This is a genomic window from Bradyrhizobium icense, assembly GCF_001693385.1.
GTDB lineage: Bacteria > Pseudomonadota > Alphaproteobacteria > Rhizobiales > Xanthobacteraceae > Bradyrhizobium > Bradyrhizobium icense.
Map to the genome: position 1 here is coordinate 7,378,647 of NZ_CP016428.1, position 20,260 is coordinate 7,398,906.

At 62.6% G+C, this 20,260-nt stretch carries 16 protein-coding genes and 1 pseudogene; 11 read left to right on the forward strand and 6 right to left on the reverse strand.

The window, feature by feature from the left end; genetic code table 11:
* Positions 1–197 precede the first annotated feature (197 nt).
* From LMTR13_RS34240 to LMTR13_RS34270, 7 genes are read left to right on the forward strand one after another with little or no spacing between them, the layout of a single operon-like run.
* On the forward strand, positions 198–1,619 hold the full coding sequence (locus LMTR13_RS34240; protein ID WP_083219340.1) for an outer membrane beta-barrel protein: 1,422 nt from the start codon (positions 198–200) through the stop codon (positions 1,617–1,619).
* The gene (locus LMTR13_RS34245) at positions 1,600–3,912 is read left to right on the forward strand and encodes an AAA family ATPase (protein WP_065731597.1); all 2,313 of its coding nucleotides are present in this window, start codon (positions 1,600–1,602) and stop codon (positions 3,910–3,912) included. Before LMTR13_RS34240 ends, LMTR13_RS34245 begins: the two co-directional genes overlap by 20 nt.
* Entirely contained in the window at positions 3,909–5,315 is a 1,407-nt protein-coding gene (locus LMTR13_RS34250) for a VpsF family polysaccharide biosynthesis protein (RefSeq protein ID WP_197520959.1), read from the forward strand. The genes LMTR13_RS34245 and LMTR13_RS34250 overlap by 4 nt, the downstream gene beginning before the upstream one ends.
* Before the next feature lie 19 nt (positions 5,316–5,334).
* Positions 5,335–6,408, forward strand: a complete 1,074-nt coding sequence (locus tag LMTR13_RS34255; protein WP_065731599.1) for a glycosyltransferase — start codon at positions 5,335–5,337, stop codon at positions 6,406–6,408.
* The gene (locus LMTR13_RS34260; protein WP_197520960.1) at positions 6,401–7,510 is read left to right on the forward strand and encodes an acyltransferase family protein; all 1,110 of its coding nucleotides are present in this window, start codon (positions 6,401–6,403) and stop codon (positions 7,508–7,510) included. Before LMTR13_RS34255 ends, LMTR13_RS34260 begins: the two co-directional genes overlap by 8 nt.
* Positions 7,507–8,559, forward strand: a complete 1,053-nt coding sequence (locus LMTR13_RS34265; RefSeq protein ID WP_065731601.1) for an acyltransferase family protein — start codon at positions 7,507–7,509, stop codon at positions 8,557–8,559. The genes LMTR13_RS34260 and LMTR13_RS34265 overlap by 4 nt, the downstream gene beginning before the upstream one ends.
* Positions 8,560–8,562: 3 nt before the next feature.
* A complete protein-coding gene (locus LMTR13_RS34270; RefSeq protein ID WP_065731602.1) occupies positions 8,563–10,002 on the forward strand; it encodes a lipopolysaccharide biosynthesis protein in 1,440 nt (479 codons plus the stop codon).
* Positions 10,003–10,023: 21 nt separating this feature from the next.
* Here the strand turns inward: LMTR13_RS34270 and LMTR13_RS34275 are convergent, their stop codons facing one another.
* Positions 10,024–11,124 (reverse strand): endo-1,4-beta-xylanase, encoded by a 1,101-nt coding sequence (locus LMTR13_RS34275; RefSeq protein ID WP_065731603.1) that lies wholly within the window; start codon positions 11,122–11,124, stop codon positions 10,024–10,026.
* Positions 11,125–11,327: 203 nt separating this feature from the next.
* On the opposite strand from LMTR13_RS34275, the gene LMTR13_RS34280 reads away from it, so the two are divergent.
* The 4 genes from LMTR13_RS34280 to LMTR13_RS34295 are packed head-to-tail and all read left to right on the forward strand — an operon-like array spanning position 11,328 to position 15,001.
* Positions 11,328–12,122 (forward strand): WecB/TagA/CpsF family glycosyltransferase, encoded by a 795-nt coding sequence (locus LMTR13_RS34280; RefSeq protein WP_065731604.1) that lies wholly within the window; start codon positions 11,328–11,330, stop codon positions 12,120–12,122.
* A complete protein-coding gene (locus LMTR13_RS34285; RefSeq protein ID WP_065731605.1) occupies positions 12,119–13,396 on the forward strand; it encodes a glycosyltransferase family 4 protein in 1,278 nt (425 codons plus the stop codon). The genes LMTR13_RS34280 and LMTR13_RS34285 overlap by 4 nt, the downstream gene beginning before the upstream one ends.
* A complete protein-coding gene (locus LMTR13_RS34290) occupies positions 13,359–14,591 on the forward strand; it encodes a glycosyltransferase family 4 protein (RefSeq protein WP_065731606.1) in 1,233 nt (410 codons plus the stop codon). Before LMTR13_RS34285 ends, LMTR13_RS34290 begins: the two co-directional genes overlap by 38 nt.
* Positions 14,588–15,001: a hypothetical protein gene (locus LMTR13_RS34295; protein ID WP_197520961.1), complete on the forward strand. Its 414-nt coding sequence runs from the start codon at positions 14,588–14,590 to the stop codon at positions 14,999–15,001. The genes LMTR13_RS34290 and LMTR13_RS34295 overlap by 4 nt, the downstream gene beginning before the upstream one ends.
* A gap of 23 nt (positions 15,002–15,024) precedes the next feature.
* On the opposite strand, the gene LMTR13_RS34300 is transcribed toward LMTR13_RS34295, so the two are convergent.
* The 5 genes and pseudogenes from LMTR13_RS34300 to LMTR13_RS43065 all read right to left on the reverse strand — a co-directional run bounded on the left by LMTR13_RS34300 (position 15,025) and on the right by LMTR13_RS43065 (position 20,149).
* Complete coding sequence (locus LMTR13_RS34300) at positions 15,025–15,846, reverse strand: class I SAM-dependent methyltransferase (protein ID WP_156795901.1); 822 nt, start codon at positions 15,844–15,846, stop codon at positions 15,025–15,027.
* A gap of 508 nt (positions 15,847–16,354) precedes the next feature.
* Entirely contained in the window at positions 16,355–17,659 is a 1,305-nt protein-coding gene (locus LMTR13_RS43215) for a hypothetical protein (protein WP_418219820.1), read from the reverse strand.
* Positions 17,660–17,743: 84 nt separating this feature from the next.
* Positions 17,744–18,591: pseudogene (locus LMTR13_RS43920) on the reverse strand (glycoside hydrolase family 113); the annotation flags it as partial.
* Positions 18,592–18,953: 362 nt separating this feature from the next.
* Positions 18,954–19,796, reverse strand: coding sequence for a universal stress protein (locus LMTR13_RS34315; RefSeq protein WP_083219342.1), 843 nt, complete (start codon positions 19,794–19,796; stop codon positions 18,954–18,956).
* 197 nt (positions 19,797–19,993) lie between these two features.
* Positions 19,994–20,149, reverse strand: coding sequence for a DUF4167 domain-containing protein (locus LMTR13_RS43065; RefSeq protein ID WP_236843225.1), 156 nt, complete (start codon positions 20,147–20,149; stop codon positions 19,994–19,996).
* Between the last annotated feature and the right edge of the window lie 111 nt (positions 20,150–20,260).

The following is a 20,260-nucleotide window of genomic DNA, read 5'->3' on the forward strand; positions in this document are numbered from 1 at the left end:
GCGACGCGAGGAAAACTTTTTCCGGCAAGGCGCGTTGCAAGCGTGCGCATCACTTCAATCTCACAACTCAAAACCCTTGCGCCCGCGTATCGAGTATGAGGCCTGCCGTTCTTATGCGCAGTCGACGATCATTTTTTGAGCGATGGGCTTCGCCCGACAAGTGTTCGCCGCCTTCGCGTTCCCGCAAGGGATGGGTGATGGGATTCGAGTCTGCATCGCTGATTGCGTCTGAAGGAAGCGGAGAGCGATTCCGTCCCATAGGCGTGCCCGGCCGATGCCGCTTCAACCTGTTGCCCGCTCCGGCGGCGGTCATCCTGCTCGGTCTCGGATCGTCCGCGCATGCACAAGCCATTCCGTGGACCAGCGGAGAGTTCGCTTCGCCCTGGAATGCGCAGAAGATCTTCGAACCGTCATCGTTGCCGGACAGGACCGATCCGGACAACCGCGAAGAGATACCGCCCGAGGACATGCCGGTGAAGAAGCGACAACAGCCTGGCTATGAACCCGTCGGTATTCGCGCCGGCTCCTGGATGTTCAACCCGTCGCTGACCGCCGGCACTTTTTACGACAGCAACGTCTTTGCGTCGAACTCCACCAAGCGTTCCGACATCGCGGCGGTGATCGAGCCCACCCTTCGCGCGCACTCATTATGGGGACGGCATGGCGTTGATCTGAAGCTGAATGCGCAGCAGACGCTCTACAACCAGAATTCGAGCCTGAACCAGACCAATGCCAGCCTGAAGGGTAACGGCTGGCTCGACATTACAAAAGACACGATGCTGCTGAGCAGCTTTCAGATCGCGCATCTGAACGAAGGCGTCGGCACGCTCGGATCGCCCAGTAACGCGATATCGCCAACGCCATATAACCTGATGTCAGGCGACGTCACGCTGCGCAGGGAGTTCAACCGGCTGACGACCTCGATCGGCTTCCGCACCGATTCCTACGACTTTCAATCGACGCGCGCGCAGGACGGCAGCGTCATCAACCAGGATGCTCGCGACGGGCAGATCTATGCACTGCACAGCCGGATCGACTATGCGATCTCTTCCACGCTCGGCTGGTTCGGCGGCGTCGAAGGCAATCAGCGCGACATCAGGGGAACGCCGGGCCACACCCTGGACTCGCAGGGCTATCGCGCACTTTCCGGCATCACCATCGGGCTGAGCAACCTGGTCACCGGCGAATTCGGCGCCGGTTACGTCCAGCAGCGTTTCGACGATCCCTCGATCGGCATGATCGAGGGCCCTTCCTATCGCGCACGGCTGACATGGCGGCCCACCCGCCTGCTCGACGTGCATTTCAATGCCGAACAGCTCGTCACGCAGACCTCCGACACCAGCGCCACCGGCGTGCTCGCGAACGCAGTTCAGCTCGGCGTCGACTACGAACTGCGTCGCAACATCATCTTGTCAGTGGCGGGCGGCTACGAGAACGACCGGTTCTTCGGTCAGCTCCGCAAGGACAACGTGCTGACGTCAGACACGCGGGTCAAATATCTCGTCAACCGGTTCGGCGCCGTTTCCGCCTACTACCGCTACACCAAGCGCGACAGCGATGTTCCCGTCTTCAGCTTCGACAAACACCTGGTAGGAATGAATGTTACAGCGCAATTCTGACCTGCCCTATGTGGTCCCCGACGATCCTCCGCTTCGCCAGGCGGAAGGCTGGCAGTATCCGACCGTCGATCTGCGCGAGATGGGCCGCATCCTCCGCCGTCGCTATAGGCTGGTGGTGCTTCCGGTCGCGGTCCTGCTCGGGTTGGCGCTGACCTACCTGATGCTCGCGACCACATTATATGTGGCGACGTCGACCGTGCTGGTCGATCCGCGCCGAGCCAATGTCGTCGAGACCAACCAGTCCGTGCTGTCGAACTTCGGCACGGACGATGCGACCATCGAAAGCCAGACACTGCTGATCCAGTCAGTCGCGATATTGATGCGCGTCGTCGATAAGCTGAAGCTGACGGAGGATGCGGAATTCAAGCCCAAGCCCGGCCTCCTTGATCCGATCAGACGGCTGTTCAGCAGCAGCGGGCCAAGTAATGGCGCGGGCCCCGAAGACGCCGCCAGAGCGCGATCGGTCGAGATCCTTCAGAGACGGATGAAGGTAACAAGGCAAGGCACCACCTTCCTCGTCGACATCGCCGTCGGTTCGGAAGCGCCGCAGAAGGCCGCAACCATCGCCAACGCGGTTGCGGACGCCTATTTCGACGAACAGGTCCGCGCCAAACACGACGCCACGCGCATTGCCGCGAATTGGCTCAACGGCCAGATCGACGAGTTGAAGTCGCGGGTCGTTGCGTCCGAGAAAGCGGTGGAGGACTTTCGTTCGGCCAACAACCTGATGGTCTCGCAGGGCGTAACGCTCAACGACCAGCAGCTCACCGACCTCAACAACAAGTTGATCGCTGCGCGCGTGCAGACGGCGGAGGCGCGGGCAAAGTACGAGCAGGTCCAGGACATTGCAAAATCGGGCGGCGATCCCGGCGGCATCAACGCGGCCATTTCCTCGGAAATGATCACCAAGCTGCGTACCCAGTATGCCGACATCGCCAAGAACGAGGCGGATCTGTCGAGCAAATACGGCGCACGTCATCCGCTCGTCGCCAATGTGCGGGCGCAGCGGCGCGACACCCAGAAGCTGATCAACGACGAAATCCGGCGGATACTGGAGAGCACGAAGCACGACTATGACGTCGCGCGTTCGCGTGAGGTGTCCCTGCAGCAGAACCTGGACCAGCTCCAGGGCGTGTCCACCTCCTCCGGCCAGGCCCAGGTACGCTTACGCGAACTGCAGCGCGAGGCCGAGGCCAGCCGCACGCTCTACGAATCCTATCTGGCGCGCTCCAAGGAGACCACCGCGCAAGAGAGCCTGGAGATGCCGGATTCCCGGATCGTGACCAAGGCCAGCATTCCGATCAGGCCGTCGTCACCCAAGACGATGCTGATCCTCGGCCTTGCGATGATGCTCGGGCTCGGGGCGGGCAGCGTGCTGGCGTTTCTTGCCGACTATCTTGATGGCCGCATCAAGACGCTCGAACAGGCCGAAGCCATTGCGGGTGTGCCGGCCCTCGCCGCGGTTCCGCTGATCGGCACGCGAGAGCTTGCCCGTCTCGCCAAGCGTGGGCGTAGCGAACTCGGCCGCTACGATCCGAAGACCACGAAGCTTCTGCCAGCGCCGTTGCAGCCGCCTTTGACGCGCTACGCGATCGACGAGCCCGGCACGTTCTTCGCGGAGGCCATCCGCGCGGTCCGCCTGTCGTTGCAACGGACGATGCGGTCCCAGCCGGTGAAGGTCGTGCAAGTCACCTCGGCGCTCGACAGCGAGGGCAAAACCACGCTTGCCATCAACCTCGCGCAGTCGCTGGCGACTCTCGGCATCCGAACGCTGCTCATCGATGGCGACCTCCGCAATCCACAAGTGACCCGCTCCCTGTGTCCGCGCGCCGACGCCGGACTGCTGGAAGTCGCGATCGGACACGCCGCCCCGGAGCGCGCCATCCTCGTCGATCAAAGCACGGGGCTTTCCATTCTGCCGTCGACCAGGATCAAGCAGGTCGAGTACATCACGGAGCTGATGTTCTCCGACCGGATCGTCGATGTTCTCGATCACTTCCGCCACCGCTACGAATTGATCGTGATCGACTCGCCGCCGCTGGTGCCGCTGGTCGATGGCCGCGCGCTCGCCGAACTGGCCGATCGCATCATTCTGGCGCTGGCCTGGGACCAGACCCCCCGCGAAGTGCTGTCCCATGCCATGGACCTGCTTGCTCCCGTCAGTGACCGGATCATGGGAACGGTGCTGACCCGCGTCGATCTCAGTCGCCTGCAGTTCTACGACTATTACCGCAGTTCGGCTTACCTGAAGCCGTACGGCACCACGGCCCTGAATGCCGGAGCGGCGCGGTGAGAGCGCGCGGACCGTTGAACGGACCGGCCGGTGTCGCCGCCGCACGGGTGCATCGGCGTCCCCCTGCGCCACCGGCACGGCGGCCGGCTTCACATGCGCATGCGCGCGTCACGAATGCCGATGCGTTCATTGAGCGGATCGCGACCGGCTTGATGCTGCTTGCTGTGATGGCCACGTTCACGCTCTCATCATCCGTTTTGACCAACTGGAGAATCCACTATCTGACGGCGGGCGGAAATTTTTACGAGAAGCTGCACCCCGCCACCTATTTCACGGTACTCGCGTTCTCCGTGCTGCTGATACGCAGCCGCGGCCCGGTCGCCGAGATCAACCGGATGTTTTCCGAATCGAAGCTGCTGCTAGCCTATCTGCTCTGCTGGTTGTTTCTGTTGATCCAAGTGATCGTGCTCGGACGGCCGTTCACGATCATCATCGACACGTTCCTGCTGCCGGTCCTGATTGCGCTGGTGATGTGGCAGTTGTCGCCGGCGCAAAGACGCCCGCTGGTCTGGGCCATTCACCTGACGATCCTGCTGAACGTCGTACTCGGATATTATGAGTATTTCTCCGGCCATCGGCTGATCCCGCTGACGCTCGGCGACGTGGAGGTGATGGGAGAATGGCGCTCCGCGGCGCTGCTGGGTCACCCGCTCACGGCATCCGGCATCGTCGGCGCCTACGTGCTCGCGCTGGTGCTCCGTCCGGCGATCTGCCCGCCGCTCCTGGTACGGCTGCCGCTGATCGCATTCTGCCTGGCGTCACTGATGACCTTTGGCGGCCGGACGTCGCTGGTCACGGTGCTGGCGATGATCGGGCTGGTTGGGGGCTTTGAAGCGATCCGCCTGATGCGCGGAAAGCGAACGCAGCTTCCGGCGGCCATTCTCGCCATCTGCGTGCTGTTTGCCACCGGCGCCATCATCTTCGCCGCGCTCGACCTCGGCATTTTCGACAAGATGCTGCTGCGATTCTCCTCGGACAAAGGCAGCGCGCTGGCGCGCTTTGCCACCTTCAGCCTGCTCTCGCATTTCGATTGGCACGAACTGATCCTCGGGCCCAATCCGGTCCGGGTGAACGCGTTGCAGTCGCAGCTCGGCCTCAACTACGGCATCGAGAACTTCTGGATTTCCGCAATCGTCCAGTTCGGCCTCGTCCATACCGTCGTTCTGACGATCGGACTGATCTGCTTCTTCGTCGAGTTGCTGCGCCGTTCGAACCCCGCCGTGTGGGCGATCGTGCTGCTGATCATCGTCATCGCCGCGAGTTCGGTGAGCTTCTCGTCGAAGAACATTCAGCTCGCACAGTTCGTGATCCTCATTTCGGTCCTGCTGCCGCGCGAGCGGCGGCGCGTCGAGGCGTCGGCGCAAGTCCGCACGCCCGTCACCTACCGGTCCGTTCCGGCATAACTTTAGGATTCCCTTTCGTATGGCCATCTACGTCGACAACACCCACCTCGGACGCCACGTCACCGGCCTCGAACGCATCACGCTGGAGCTGTTCTCCGCCGCCGCGCTTGCGCCGCTCGACGTCGTGCCGGTGACGGCGCAAGGCCTTCGCCAGATGCTGACGACGCAGACCCTGGGCCTGCCGATGCGGCTCGCCGCTTCGTCCTCGATCCTGCTATGTCCCGGCTTTCCGCCCAGTCCGCTACTGCGGCCGTTCGCCTCGCGGGTGCTGCCCTATATTCACGATGACTTCCTGATCACGCGACGCGCCGAGCTCAACATGCGGGCGCGGCTCTATATGGCAGGTCCCTTCAAGCTCGCGTTACGTCACTATCCGCGTTTTCTGGCCAATTCCGGCGACACCAGGCGCAAGCTTGCCGCGCATTGCCGGTCCGATGCCGAAGTGACGCTCTACCGGCCCGCAGTGCGCAACGTGTTCGGCCTCGACCCCGGACGGCGCGGCGAACGAAGCGCGCAGCCCCAGCCGCTTCGGCTGATCGCGCTGGGCACGGTGGAGCCGCGCAAGAATTTTGGCGCGGCGGCGAAAATCCTCGACGTGCTGCACATGCGGGGATTTCCGGACGCGACGCTGGATATCGTCGGAAGGCCGGGATGGGGCAACGACTGGCAAGCCCTCGAGGGGCAGCCGGGCGTTACGCTGCACGGATATCAGTCGGCCGATCGCGTCAATCAGTTGCTTGAAGCGGCCGATCTGTTCATCTGCACCTCCCATGACGAAGGCCTGGGATTGCCGCTGCTGGAGGCGCAATACGCCGGCCTGCCGATCGTCGCCCCCGATGCGGCCATCTTCCGCGAGGTGCTCGGCGAGTCCGGCATCTACATCGATACCGCAGATCCCGCTTCGGCGGCCGCGCAGATCGCGGCTGCGCTTTCGAACGAGGACTGGCGCGCCCGATACGTGGGGCAGGCGGTCCGAAATCTGACGCGATGGAACGATCTGGCCCGCAGCGACCGCGAGAATGTCATCAGCCTGATCGCCCGCCTTGCTCACCTCCAGGGAAGCGCTACGCCGGAGTACCGCCGCCTTGCATGACACGAGCGCCACGAGGCACCAGGACGGATTGCGGATCATCGCGGCCGGCGCCGTGGTGATCCTTCACTATTCCGATTACTTCAAGGACCTGCCCGTCGGCCGTTTCATGGTCGCGCACACCTGGCATTTCAATCTGTTCGTGGACCTGTTCTTTGTGGTCTCCGGCTTTGTCATCGCCCGCCAATATTTCGGCCGCGTCGACGATGCCGCATCGATCGGCCGCTTTCTCTGGCGTCGCCTCGCCCGCATCTATCCGCTGCATCTCGCCACACTCGCCTTCTATGTGGCGCTTGCCGGCGCGCTCCATTTCGGCGCCGCCCGAACCGACAACCCAGCCCGTTATCCGCTTTCCGACCTGCCCGCGCAGTTCCTGCTGCTTCACGCCTTCATCGGCGAGCGCCTGACGTTCAACTTCCCGAGCTGGTCGCTCTCGGCGGAGATGTTTTGCTATCTGCTTTTCCCGCTCGTCGCGCTGATCGCGCGGCGCCGCAACGAGGCGGTCATTGCGCTCGTGGTCCTTGCCGCGCTGGCCAACTCATTTTGGGCGTGGGTAGCGGCAACGACACCCTGGGCCGACTGGATCAACCAGGGCGGCGCGTTCCGGGCGCTGCCTGCCTTCAGCCTCGGCATGGCCTGCTATCTGTTTCGCGACCGGATCGCGCAGTGGCCCGCGATACCCGGCGCGTTGGCGATATCTCTGGCGGCGTTCATCATGCTCGGCTCCCTGCTGCCGACGATGACCGCCCTGCTCGCGATCTACGTCATCGCAATACTGGCGGTTCAGGCGGACTGCGCCGGCCGCGCGACGCTGCTGTCGCGGCTCGGCTTCGATCGCTGGTCGGCGCTGACCTATTCCTGCTACATGCTGCATATTCCGGTTGCGACCGTCGTCATCACCCTTGGATCGCGCCTGCTTTCCTTGTCGCCGCATGAACGGCTGCTTCTGGCACCGGCGGCAATCATCGTTCTTGCATTCGCGAGCGTCGTCTCGCTGCGCACGTTCGAAACGCCGCTGCGGCGATATCTGACCGAGGCTTACGACCGCCGCGCCCTCAAGCAAGTGCCGTCTCCAGCGATCTCGCGGCAGGAGAGCACATCATGACGGTCGTCGAACGCGTATCAGCAAATCCGTCGTCCCTGAGCCTCGCGCATGCGCCGACCAAAGCCCGCGATGCCGTCATCGACGCCATGCGCGGCATTGCCATTCTGATGGTGATCGGCATTCATTCGCTGCCGCAGCCGCTCGATGCGAACTGGGCAAAATCGCTCGATGCGGCGCTGCGGCCCTGCGTGCCCGTGTTCCTGTTCGCTTCCGGATATCTGACGGCGCTTTCCGGCCGCGTGCCGCTCGCAAAGCGGTTACGGGCGACCCTGATCCCTTACGCAATCGCGTTCGCGGCCGCCTACATCTACATGGCCCTGCATAATCCCGCGATGGATCATCGCATCGGCACGACGCTCGCCCGGTTCGGGCTGGGATATGTATTCGTCTACTATTACGTCTTCGTCTATGTCTGCTGCACGCTCGGTCTGTGGTTCGTCTTTGCAGCGGGCGGGGACGGACAAACCGCTCCAAGGCAACGGATCGCGACTCTGCTGCTGCTCTCGATCGGCTGCGGCTTGCTTGCCGGCAGTTATCTAGACCCGGCCATGTCCAAGTTTGGCGCATCGGAGGCACTGCTCGACGAAATCCGCATGCGCGACATTCCGTTCTGGTTCTCGTTCGCCGCGCTTGGCGCGCTGACCGCGATGTTCGCAGACCTCACCGACCGAGGCATCTGCCGCTCGCTGCTTGGCGCCATGCTGGCGGCCTACCTGCTCTATGCCGCCGTTCGCATGCTCAACCTCGGCGACGCCGCCACTTACGATTCGACCGCGTTCTTCCTCTATGCGGCCCTGTTCTGCATTTCACTGTTTGCCGTCCAGCCGAGGTTGCCGCTACTCGGGTGGATCGGCTCAGGGAGCTACTTCATCTATCTCTGGCACATCTTCATCGTGATGGCGCTGCGCGATCACACCGGGATGCGCCAGCTCGGCGGCGTCTCCAGCTTTGCCGTTTCCTGCATCCTGACCGCCCTTGTCTCTACCGCTGCGCTGCTGGCCGTCCGGCAATTCGCCTCGCCCCGAATCTGCCGCTGGCTGGGTGCATAGACCATGCTCCTGAAGCACACCCTGCTCTATCTGCCCGCGCAATTCGTCGGACCGCTGTTCCAGCTTCTGGCGATGATCGTATGGACGCATGTCGTCGACGAGCACACGCTCGGCGTCATCACGCTGATCACGGCCACGCACGAATTGCTGCAGATCGGCTTCCTCGCCTGGTGGTCGCAATTTGCGTTGCGCTTCCTCGGACGTTACCAGGACGCCAACGACGCGCCGCGCTTCTATCGCACCGAAAACGCGGTCTTGCTGGCATCCCTTGCGTTGCAGAGCGCGGCCATCATCGGAATTCTGCATCTGGTCATCGCGCCCGGCGCAGGAACGGGCCTTCTGCTGGCCTCCGTCGCCTATGTGATGACCCGGTCGCTCAATCTCTATATCGGCGAGCGCGCCCGCGCGCGGCAGCAGATCCGCGTCTACACGATCCAGCAAGTGTTCGGGCCATCCGTCGGATTCATCCTGGGCCTGGTATTGATCAAACTGCTCGGCCAATCCCCGGATTGGCCACTTGCAGGTTACGCGGCCGCGCAACTGACGGCCGCGCTCATCGTCCTGCCCTGGATCGGCTGGGGTCACCGCCTGTGGCCGATCGACCGGGAGATCGTGGTCCACGCCCTGCGCTACGGCATTCCGCTGATCATCGGCGGCGCGCTCGGCTGGGTCGGCCTCAATGCATCGCGCTTCATCGTCAACGAAATGTCCGGCGTGGCTGCCGCCGGACTGTTTGCGGTCGGGTACGGCCTCGGCCAGCGGGCCGCGGCGGTCGCGGCCATGCTGGTAACGGCAGCGGCCTTCCCGCTGGCGGTGAGAAGCATGGAGCAGCACGGCGACCAGGCTGGGATGCGCCAGCTCGCCAACAACAGCGCCCTCCTTGTCGCAGTCCTGGCGCCAAGCCTCGCCGGCATCATCATGCTGAGAACGGAGATCGTGCATCTCCTGATCGCCGCGCCGTTCCAGGCGGTGACGCTCGCCATCCTGCCGCTTTCGACGCTCGCTGGTGCCATCCGCAACCTGCGCGCCCATTTCGGCGACCAGGTATTTCTCCTGCAAAACCGCACGCGCTGGATGATGGCCATTGCCGCGATCGACGCGTCGATGACCGTGGTGTTGAGCGTCTTGTTGCTGCCGCGGTGGGGACTGCCCGGCGTCGCTGCCGCCACGGTTCTGGCGGCACTGGCCGCCGCCACCGTGAGTTTCTCGATCGGGTTCACGCGGTTTGGCCTGCGCCTTCCGGTTGGCCATCTCGTGCGCATCGTATTGGCCACCATCGCCATGGCGGCCGTGCTGCGGATATTTCCGGAGGCCAGGACGATCCCGATTCTGGCGGCCCACATTGCGGCAGGCGCCGCCAGCTATTTCGCAGCGCTTGCCCTGCTCTATGCACCGTCGCTGGTGCGGATGCTTCGGCCACGCCCCCAGCATTCGGGGGCGTGAGCGCACCCGACATGTTGGCGGCTACGACTTCCTGGCATTCTCGAATGCGCGCGCCATCGCGAACCAAAGCGGCTTCTTCTGCATCGACGAATCGAATGGAAGCGGCCGAGGCAGCCGTTGCGCGAGCGGATCCTTCTTCTTCGCCGCATCGGTATAGAACGAGTAGTTATCGGCAAGTTCCCACGCGATCACCACCTTGACGGCCGGCACGCGCAGCGCGTTGGTCAGGAACTTCTCTGCCGTCTCGGCGATCATGGCATCGCGCACTGCGATGTCGTCCGGAAACGTGTCGTCGCGCACGTCGAATTCGGTCAGATAGATATCGACTCCACGTCCGGCGAGCGCGTGAAGGAATTCGGCAAAGCGACCGGGATCGTGCGGGTAGCGCGGCTGCAGGTGACTTTGCAATCCGACGGCATGCAGCGGCACGCCGGCATGCTTCAATTCGTCGACCAGTTGCAGCAGACCGCGACGAACCGCGATGCCGACGTCGTCGTCGCGCTCGCTCTGTGCCTCATTGAGAACCAATTTTGTCTTTCGGTCGACCATCGCCACGCGCTCGAAGGCGCGGCGCACATAGCCGGTACCGAATGCCTCGTACCACGGGCCGAGCCTGTATCCGCCGGGCGCTTTGTGCCCAGGCCAGAACGGCTCGTTGACGACATCCCATGAATGCAACATGCCTACATAGCGGGCAGCAACTTCCTCGATATAGGAATCGAAGAACTTTTCACGCTCGGCACCACTCATGCTCTTGATCCATTGCGGAACCCATTCGTTCCAGATCAGGCAGTGGCCGCGCATCGGAATATTGTGACTCGCACAAAATTGCAGCAGACGATCTGCGCTTTCGAATCGCTTCGGTCCCGGTTTCGGCACGATGGTTCCCATCTTCATTGCAACGTCTGTTGTGACAATGCGAGTATGCGTCCGATACAGCTCGCGGTAAGCAATGTCCTTGTCGATCACCGGACCTGCAGCCGCCCCGAACACGATTCCGTTACGAGCTGCGATGTCGCCGAGACTCTGCGCAGGCTGCGCGGCGAATACTTCCTTCCCGCACGAAGCAACGCCTGCTCCCGCGATGAGGGCGAGCGCATCTCGCCTCGACCACTCCTGCATAGCTGATCTCCATCATGTGAATGATTCGCCGCGATGTCTCGTTGTTCGCAACGCGGCATCGCCATCGTTGCGTCGCATTAGTTCGATTTCGTGACGAATGTCAGTCGAGAAAATTTCGACACGCAGTTCCCCGTCGCGAAGCAAACGCGCCTGTCGATAGTCCCCACGAACGCGTCTCGATCACGTCATCAGCAGGAGTCGACATGTTGGAACCACCAGCGCAGTTGCAGCCAAGCCTCACTGTCGATGGGATAACGATCAATGTTCCCTCCCTTCCCCAAGCCGTTTCGTCGATCGTGTCGGCGGCGCAACATGGCGACAACTTCAGCGTCTGCACACTCAATCTCGACCACGTTGTCCAGCTTCAGCACCACGCCAACTTTCGCGCTGCCTACCGCCGCGCCAGATTTGTCACCGCCGACGGGTTCCCGATCGTCGTGCTGAGCCGCCTCATGGGCACACGAATCGAACGCACGACCGGCGCCGATCTCGTCGAACCGGTTTGCGCGGAAGCTCGCAAGAAAGGACTCCCGGTCTTTCTGTTGGGCACAAACAATCTCACGCTGAACGTGACGGCGCGGCGTTTGTCGGAACGATTCACGGGACTGCAGATCGCGGGATGCTTTGCGCCGGGACCGGGATTCGATCCCTATTCCAGCGAGGCAGATGCTGCGATCGAGCACATTCGCGCCTCGGGCGCCAGACTTTGCTTCGTCGCGCTGGGTGCGCCACGGCAGGAGCTGTTCGCGGCGCGATGCCTCGACGAACTCGATGGAACCGGCGTGTTGTGCATCGGGGCCGCGCTCGATTTCATCGCCGGCACACAGAGCCGCGCGCCGTCTATCGCGCGCCGAACCGGGATGGAATGGGCGTGGCGCATGCTGCGCGAGCCGCGACGGCTCGGCCCCCGCTACATCAAATGCATGACCATTGTTCCGCGCCTCGTTGCGCGAACCATTCCGCAAATCGTCCAGGCACGCATGAGGAAAGCGGCATGACTTCAACATTGACCCTGGCACTACGGGCGCGAAATGCCAACCGGGTAAAGCCACGTTACCAGATCTGTCTGATTCACCCGTTTGATCCGCGTGGCGAGAAGGTCGGCGGCCTCGAAACATACATCCGCGACTTCATCACATTTCACCCGACCGACACCGATATCCTCTTCATCGGCGTCGACTCGACCGGCGAGCTGGAGCTCGGCAAGCTTCACCGGATGACATTCCGAGGTCGCGGCTTCGACTTCCTGCCGATCCTGCACTATTCGGACCAGCAGGCGCGCGAAGCGGCCCGCAGCATCCGCACCTCGCTGACCGGGCAATTCTTCATGGCACTGCTCCGCCACTTCGGCCCGATCGCAAGGCTGATCCGCGCCAGGCGGTGCTCGGTCGACCTGCGGCGGGTGGAATTTTCCTGGTTGCCGGCGATCTTGCGGCTGCCGTTCGTGCAGATGCTGCATGGCGAGGGGGCGCCGAAATTGCAGATGGATTCGCTGCTGCGGAAATACGCCTTCGTCCACAATACCGGTGAACGGTTTGCCGTCGCCATGAGCGAGAAGTTTCTCTGCGTCAATCCGTTCATCACCGAGCGGTTGCAGCGGACCTATCCGCGCCGCAAGGACAAGATCGACACGCTCTGGACGTGGGTCAACACCGATATCTTCAAGCCGCAACTCTGGCCGTTGAGATCGTCGCCGTTCCAGATCGTGTTCGCCGGCAGGCTCGACGAGTTCAAGGATCCACCGCTGATGTTTCGCACGATCGACCGCCTGCGGCGGCGATTGAACGGCGATGTGCGGTTTCACTATATCGGCACCAGCGACCCGCACCGGTTCGAGGAGTTCGCCGCGATCGAAGACATCACCGTTCGCCACGGCTTCAAGGACGCCGCCGGCATGGCGGAGACGCTGGCAAGTGCGCATGCCGGCATCCTGACGTCCGAATTCGAAGGCATGCCGCGTTGCGTGCTCGAGACCCTGGCGGTGGGCCGGCCCGTCGTCGCCATGCACCTGCCGCAGCTCGAACCCGTGATCCATTCCGGCGACAGCGGCTATCTGGTGGCGCGGAACGGCAGTCGGGACGACATGGTCGATGCGCTCGTGCAGCGGTTCGTCGATGTCCGGGATGCCATCGAAGCGGGCGCGATCAATCCGGTACAGATCGCCGACTCCATCAGGTCGTTCACGCCGGGCACTCAGCTCGCGCGGGTCTTCCGCTATCATCAGGAAATTCAGGATGCCCGCGGACTTGCCGCCGCGGCGCCGACCTATTGAGGGCACCGGGTTGAACATCCTTCTGTTGACCAGCGAGTTCGCCCCCGCGATGGGAGGAATTGGGACTTACGCGCGCGAAATTGCGGCGGCGGCGAGCCGGCTCGGCGCCAAGGTAACCGTGGTGGCGCCGGACTACGCGCGACAGACTGCGGACGACGACCGATCCCTGCCCTTCGAGGTCGCTCGCTACAGCGGCGGTCTCCACTCCATGCGCGACATGCCGCGCAAGATCATGCTGACGCGCCGCGGCGTGCGCGGGGATCGATATGACGTGATCCATGCCGCCGATTGGCCGTTCTTCATTCCGGTCGCGCTTTCGAGATGGCGAACGCCTGCACGGGTGTTGATGACGGTGCATGGCACCGAGATCAACGAAACGCAGACACCGCTGAAGCGCATGGCGATCCGCGGTGCCGGAGTGTTCGGGCCGCGGACGGAAGTCGTCGCCAACAGCCGCTTTACCGAGACGCTGTTCCGAGAGCGGTTTGCCGTCGACCCGCGCCGGATCAGCGCGATCAATCTCGGCGTATCGGAATACTGGTTCGGCGCACCAAGGAAACGTCGAGAGGTACGGCTGGCCTATCGGCTGGCGGAAGACCGGCTGGTGATGATCACGGTCGCGCGGATCACGCGCCGCAAGGGACATCATCTGACCCTTGCCGCACTGTCGCGGCTTCCGGACGATCTGCGCAACCGCATCACGTGGCTGGTGGTCGGCCCGGACGGCGAAGCCGATTATGTCAGCGGTCTGCGACGCGATGCCGAAGCGGCGGCGGCCTGCGATATTCGCTTCCTCGGCCCGCAATCGAACGAAGACATCCGCGATCTCTATGCGGCATCCGATTTCTTTTGCCTGACGGGTCTCCCCGACACGAGCGGCAGGGTTGAGGGATTTGGGTTGGTTTATCTCGAGGCCGGAGCCGCCGGCCTGCCCAGTGTCGCGACCGACGTCGGCGGCGTGCCTGACGCCGTGCTCGCCGACGAGACCGGAATTCTCGTGCCGCCTTCGGCGGAAAGCATATCGCAGGCGATCGCAGAGCTGGCCGCCGATCGGGATCTGCGCGCCATTCTCGCAGCAGGCGCATCCTCTCATGCCCGCGCCCTCTCCTGGGAACGATGCGCCGCGACAACATATGGCCTGCCCTACACCGGCAGGCAGGCATCTGCAGCGCGCAACATCGGACTAACGGCATGAAGCGAGTGGCCGCGACCGCGATGCTGCTTGCGCTCGCGACCAGCGCGGCGCAGGCGGACAACGAGAATTGCCGCAAGAGCCGCGAGTATCTCTTGGGCACGCCCGGCGGTGACCAGGCGCTGACGCCGCAGGCCTATAACGACCTGTTCAAGATCTGCGTCGCGGCATCGGCCATGCCCAACGTGAAGGATGCGTATATCCTGCGCGATGGCGGTATCGCGGTGATCCCCAAGCAGGACAGTGTTTCGGCGACGGCCGCCACGCTGGCGCAGTTCTGCGACGACTATCCTCGCGGCGTGCTGCGCTTCATTACTCGCAAGGAACAGCCAGCCATCCGCTCCGTAACTGACGTCGCACGGATGTCGTCGACGTCGTCGACGCCGTGCAAGAAGATCAAAGGCATTTCGTAGAGTCGCGCACCGCTCGCCAAACCTCATTTTTGCCGGTTGTAGTAATCCGGCATGGCATGCGGATCCATCGGCTGTTCGGCCCGGCGCCCGAGAAAGAAGAAGCCGCTGGCGGCATCTGCTGCGGCCCGGCCGCGGCCGAATGCATCGAGATATCGGATCCAGAAGAACGGCAGCACGATCAGGCGTGACAGCTTGTTGCCCGCGCCGAGCGCGCGCGCGAAATAGCGGATCGACCATTCAAGCGCCACACCGGCGCCGCCGACCGGTCCGGCGCTGATCTCGGAAAATCGCCGGAACAGCCAGCGGTGACCGCTCTGCGTAAAACGCGAGAAATCATAGGCCCGCTCGTGCACCTGCTGCATGAACGGCGTCTCCGCGTAGACCAGGCCTTCCAGCCGCAGCACCCGATGCAGCTCGGCAACGACGGTTGCGGGTTCCAGCACATGTTCCAGCACCGCCTGCACCCAGACGCCATCGAACACGCCGTCCTCGAATGGCAGACTGTGGGCGTCGGCCACCAGCGCCGTATGCGGCGAGGCATAGACATCGGTTCCGACCAATTCGATGGAATCGTCCCGGTAGAGCTCGTCGGCGCCCAAACCGATCGTTCCGCCTCCGACCACGAGCACAACCGGCCGCCTCGACTCCCGCTTCAACAGCTCGATGAATGTTGCGCTGTTGGAGACTGCAACCGGATTGCCCCCGAAGGTAAGACGATGCAGCCGCGATCCAAGGGAACGTCGATTGAGGTCCCGCTGCAGCGCCGAGCCATTCTCGGCCTCGTACATCCCACGTTCAAAAATACTGGCTGCAAAATCGATCAGCACCGGTTGTGCGCCGGCCATCGGAAACCCGGCCCTGCTATAATCGCAGCCACGGTTCGAACAGGTTGGTTGTGACCACACGTTCCGCAGCGGCGACGAGCAGCGAGGACAGCGAAGACGTTTTTTCCAGTGCGCGGGTTCCGTATTCGCTACCGAATGGTCGACGGCAGAAAGCTGCAAAGAAGAACCTCATATGTCATTTCTTCTGCCCTGCCCCGCTCATTGTTCGCAATCGATGCTATTTCGAATGCAACGACGGCGCAACAATGCGGGACTGGGAACAATTCGGATGGTTGCAATTGGTCTCGCAGGAAGCTGCAGCCAGATGCCACCGTGAGGGCTTGCGGGAACGCAACGCATGAACCCGCCCTGCTGTTTCGCACAAATTTTAGGATTTCTCGAAAGGGTTTTCGGTTGACGTGCTTCGCGTAGCTTCCTTGGCAACATCGGCATCAGCCGACTGATCGGGCATTGGTGACCGATTCGAGATTTGACAATCCCGACCCCGACACAATCTTGATCTGCCCGATCAGGTGAAGAGCAGATGATCCGATATCAGCGACGTGACCGGTGCATCATGACCGTGACCGGGGACGGTGACGACTTGAGCGGAAAGATGCGCGACATCGGCGACGATCGGAGACTCAATCTGGCTCACGCCGTGGATTGATCCCCCTGCCTTCAAACCTGCCGCATCATGTCTGACCGTCTCGCTGAAAATAAAGGTATCGCGGCCTGCGCTGTTTGGAATGTAGCTGACAGCCCTCGAGATCGAGGTGCCTCCAGCCTCATAGCTGCTCCCGATAGGTGAGCTCTCGTGATGGTCGAAGGTGAGCCGATCGTAGCCGCCACCGAAAAACGGCCTCAAGCCCAGGGGACGCCCCTCCGCATCAGCTCGCACACTTTCGATCCCATCATCGCCATCGACCTGTGGCGGAGAGGCGGAGCTGCCATCGGTCGCCAGCCCTTGAAGCGTGCTGCCGGAGCTGTTCGCCGGACTGGCGACTAGCCCGCTGGCGTCGATGACGCCGTCAGCGAACTGCAGGAATTCAATATGCGTGAGATGATCGGTGCCGTCGCGCCACGCGATCTTGTCGTTCACCACAACTTGGCCGTCGACAACCGAGATGTCGTAGTCGCGCGCGTCGCCGGAAAATTTTGCCGTATCGATGCCCTGTCCACCCTCGATAATGTCGTTCCCGGCGCCCCCCGTGATGAGATCATTGCCCGCGCCACCGTCGATCACGTCATTGTCCGTCGCTGCGCCGGAAAGCCAATCCTGGTGGTTGGTCGTATCGACATGGATGTTGTGGACGTAGAGATCGAACGTGCCCGGCGAGCTGGCGTTGGCGGCGTCGGCCGGCGTCAGTGCGACGCCGTTGATCAGGAAATCCTTGATGTACAGTGCCCGCCCCGGTGTAGCGTTCGCCAGGTTGATGTCGATGGAGGCGATCGGACCGAAATCGACGAAGCTTATCGTGAAGGTCTGGTATTCAGATGGATCCGCAGCCGGCTGGAACTCCATTAGTCCGGATACCGGCTGGCCGTTGAACTTGATCTGCGCCTGCGCGCCGACGGCGCCGACCACCGAGCCATAGCCAACGAGGGTAATGGTTGTTACCGCCAGTTCGCCGTTGGTCGCGGGACCGCCGACAATGATGTCCGCACCGGCACCGCCATGAATGACGTCATCGCCCAGCCCGGCATTGATCGTGTCATCGCCCCGGCCGAGGTCGATGAGATCGGCGACGGCCGATCCCGTTATGGCAAGGTCGGGCACGGCTCCGTCGCCACGAAAGTACAGCGAGACGATCGCTTCGGCCGGCTTTCCCATGACGGAATAGCCCGTGCTCGAATACTGGTTATTGAGATCCCATTGCCAGAGTTCGGCGCCCTTGAACCAGCCTCCGCCATGGGCGGTCCAGACCTGGAAGAAGGCATTGAAGGCGTCGGCCTGCTCCAGCACGTCAGGCGTGCCATCGCTGGTCCACGATCCCGGAGAGATGGCGGTGCCATCGATGCTGCGATAACCGACCTCGGTCATCAGCAGCGGCTTGTGGTATTTGGTCGCGAGTGAATGGAGGAAATCGACCGGTGATTTGTAGTCGAATGCCGCCGCGTAGTAGGGATTGACCGGAACGGCGGTCCAGGCGTCGACCAGATCCTGCACGGTCGGCGCATTGCTGGCCGTCAACGGCGGATAGGTGTTGACGCCGATCGTGTCGAGCAGATCCCAGAAGCTGACATGCGAGGCCTCATCGGTCGCCGCCGCATAGGTCAGTTCGCCATGATAGACCTCGCGGACCGCCGCAATGAGATCGATCCAGTAGCCGCGATATTGCTCGCCGGACAGGCTGCTCATCTCGTTGCCGATCGCGAACATCTCGACGCCACCGGCCTGCGCGACGGCGGCCAGATGCACGATCTCGGCTTTGTAGGACGCGAAGAAGCCCGCGACATCCGCCGGCGCCAGGCTACTCTGGTTCCGTTCAAGGTCGACAGCGCGGCCTTGAACAGCACCGACAGGCCGGCATCATGCGCGGCCCGAAAGCCCGCCAGCAGGCTGGCGTCGCTCTCGGTTTTGGTTGGTTCGGCAAAGATCGAGTTGGACGTTCCGGTCTGTGTCCAGATCCGGGCCGTGAGCTCGATCGAATTCGATCCGAGCGACGCAATCTTCTGAAATGCCTGCTTGGCCGAGGCGCTCGAGAACTGCCCGTTCCATTCGGATAGGGCGCCAAAGCCCTGGACGTCAAATATACTTGCCACCTGCGCACTCCGCCCTGTGCGACGGATAGCGCGAGGGATTAACGTTCAGCTTAAAATGACTTCGGATTTGTACGAGGTGCCAACGATTTTTTCAGCGCATTGCGCGCTGACACCGCCGCGTGTGTCGCGAGTTCCAGCACGGGAACAGGACGCTCAATTGGCGCTCGGCACCTCGCCGAACTGCAGTGCGTGTCTCGGCCATCGGTGTCTACGCTCGCCAACGTGCGGTAAACGCGAATGTCGTTTGCCCGTCTCATCTTGCTTTTGCGAGTGATGACGTACGCGTCCCTCCAAGCGGAGCCTTGCCAACATGATCAAGGGCATCAGTGCCGTTCGACGGCAAGAAGCTCTAACATCGGCCTTTAATGCGACATCAGTACCGGAACGGTCATCGTGTCGAGAATGCCGCGCGTCACGCCCCCGAGGACGAACTCGCGCAGCCGCGAATGGCCGTAGCCGCCCATTACGATAAGGTCGGCTGATAGATCTGCCGCGTGCGACAGGATTACGTTGGTGACATCGGTCCCATCGGCGATGAGCGCTTTGGCGCTACAGTTCAGGCCGTGGCGCGCCAAGTGTCTGCCAACGGCCGCCAGGGATTCTTCGGCCTCCCGACGGCCATTACCTACGTTGATCACCTCGATCGACTTCGCGCGCTCCAAGAACGGCATGGAATCCGCGAGCGCCCGCGCGGCGGTGCGGCTTCCGTCCCAGCAGACGAGAATGCAGCCGAGCTTGATGCCGTCCTTTTGGATACTGGGTACGACGACGATAGGCCGTCCGGATTCAAACATCGCTGCTTCAGCGGCAACGTCTGTGGACGTCACCGCTTCGGGCTGGGTCTGCGCAACGATTGCAAGATCGAACGTCCGCGCAATGTGGCCAAAAATCCTTGGGGTCCCTCCAATGCTGGCCTCGACCATCTGCGCCTCGGCGGGAAGATGAGCCTGCGCCGCGGCCTGTTTGAATCTTTCGATGGCCCCGTTTGCCGCCCTGGCGCTCTCTTCGCGCAGCGACTCGATTACATCGGCCGGAACCGCCTCCATGCCGCCGGCCACAATCGCTGGGGAGTGACACATTGCGATCCCTGCAATCTGGGCGTCGAACATCCTGGCGACGGATATCGCGTATGCTGTTGTCGGATCGCGAGAGTTACCGGTCGCCAAATTGACGACAATATCCTTAATCACGGCCAGCCTCCTCATGATGGGCCGCCCCTTGTGGGGCAAAGGGCTTGCGAGTTCGTTCGCGTAGAACGGCCGCTCAAAATGAAGAACTCCGGGCGATCCGCATTAGTTCCGAGCGCAAAGGTGCCGCCGAGAGCAGGACACGTCCGATGTCCTGCGGCGCATTCCGTGATCGCGAAAACCCGGGAGTTGCGGAGACGCGATCATCCGCTGTGTCACAGCCGCTGCTTGGGCGAGATTGCCGGCTGCGGCGAGAGCCGGCCGCCTTGCGCCTCATCGCGCATCGACCGCAAATAGTGCTCGGCGTGCTGAAGATGATTTTCCGCTGCGATCAGATCCCCCCTCAGCGCTTCGGCGCGAGCCAACTCCAAGTGGCGCTCGTAATTCCTTTGCGCATTCTGAGACTGCCTCGGGAGGCGGGTCCCGACGACTTTGCTTTTCCGTGACCGTGTTCTTCTCGCCATTGTGGTAGCTGCAAAATT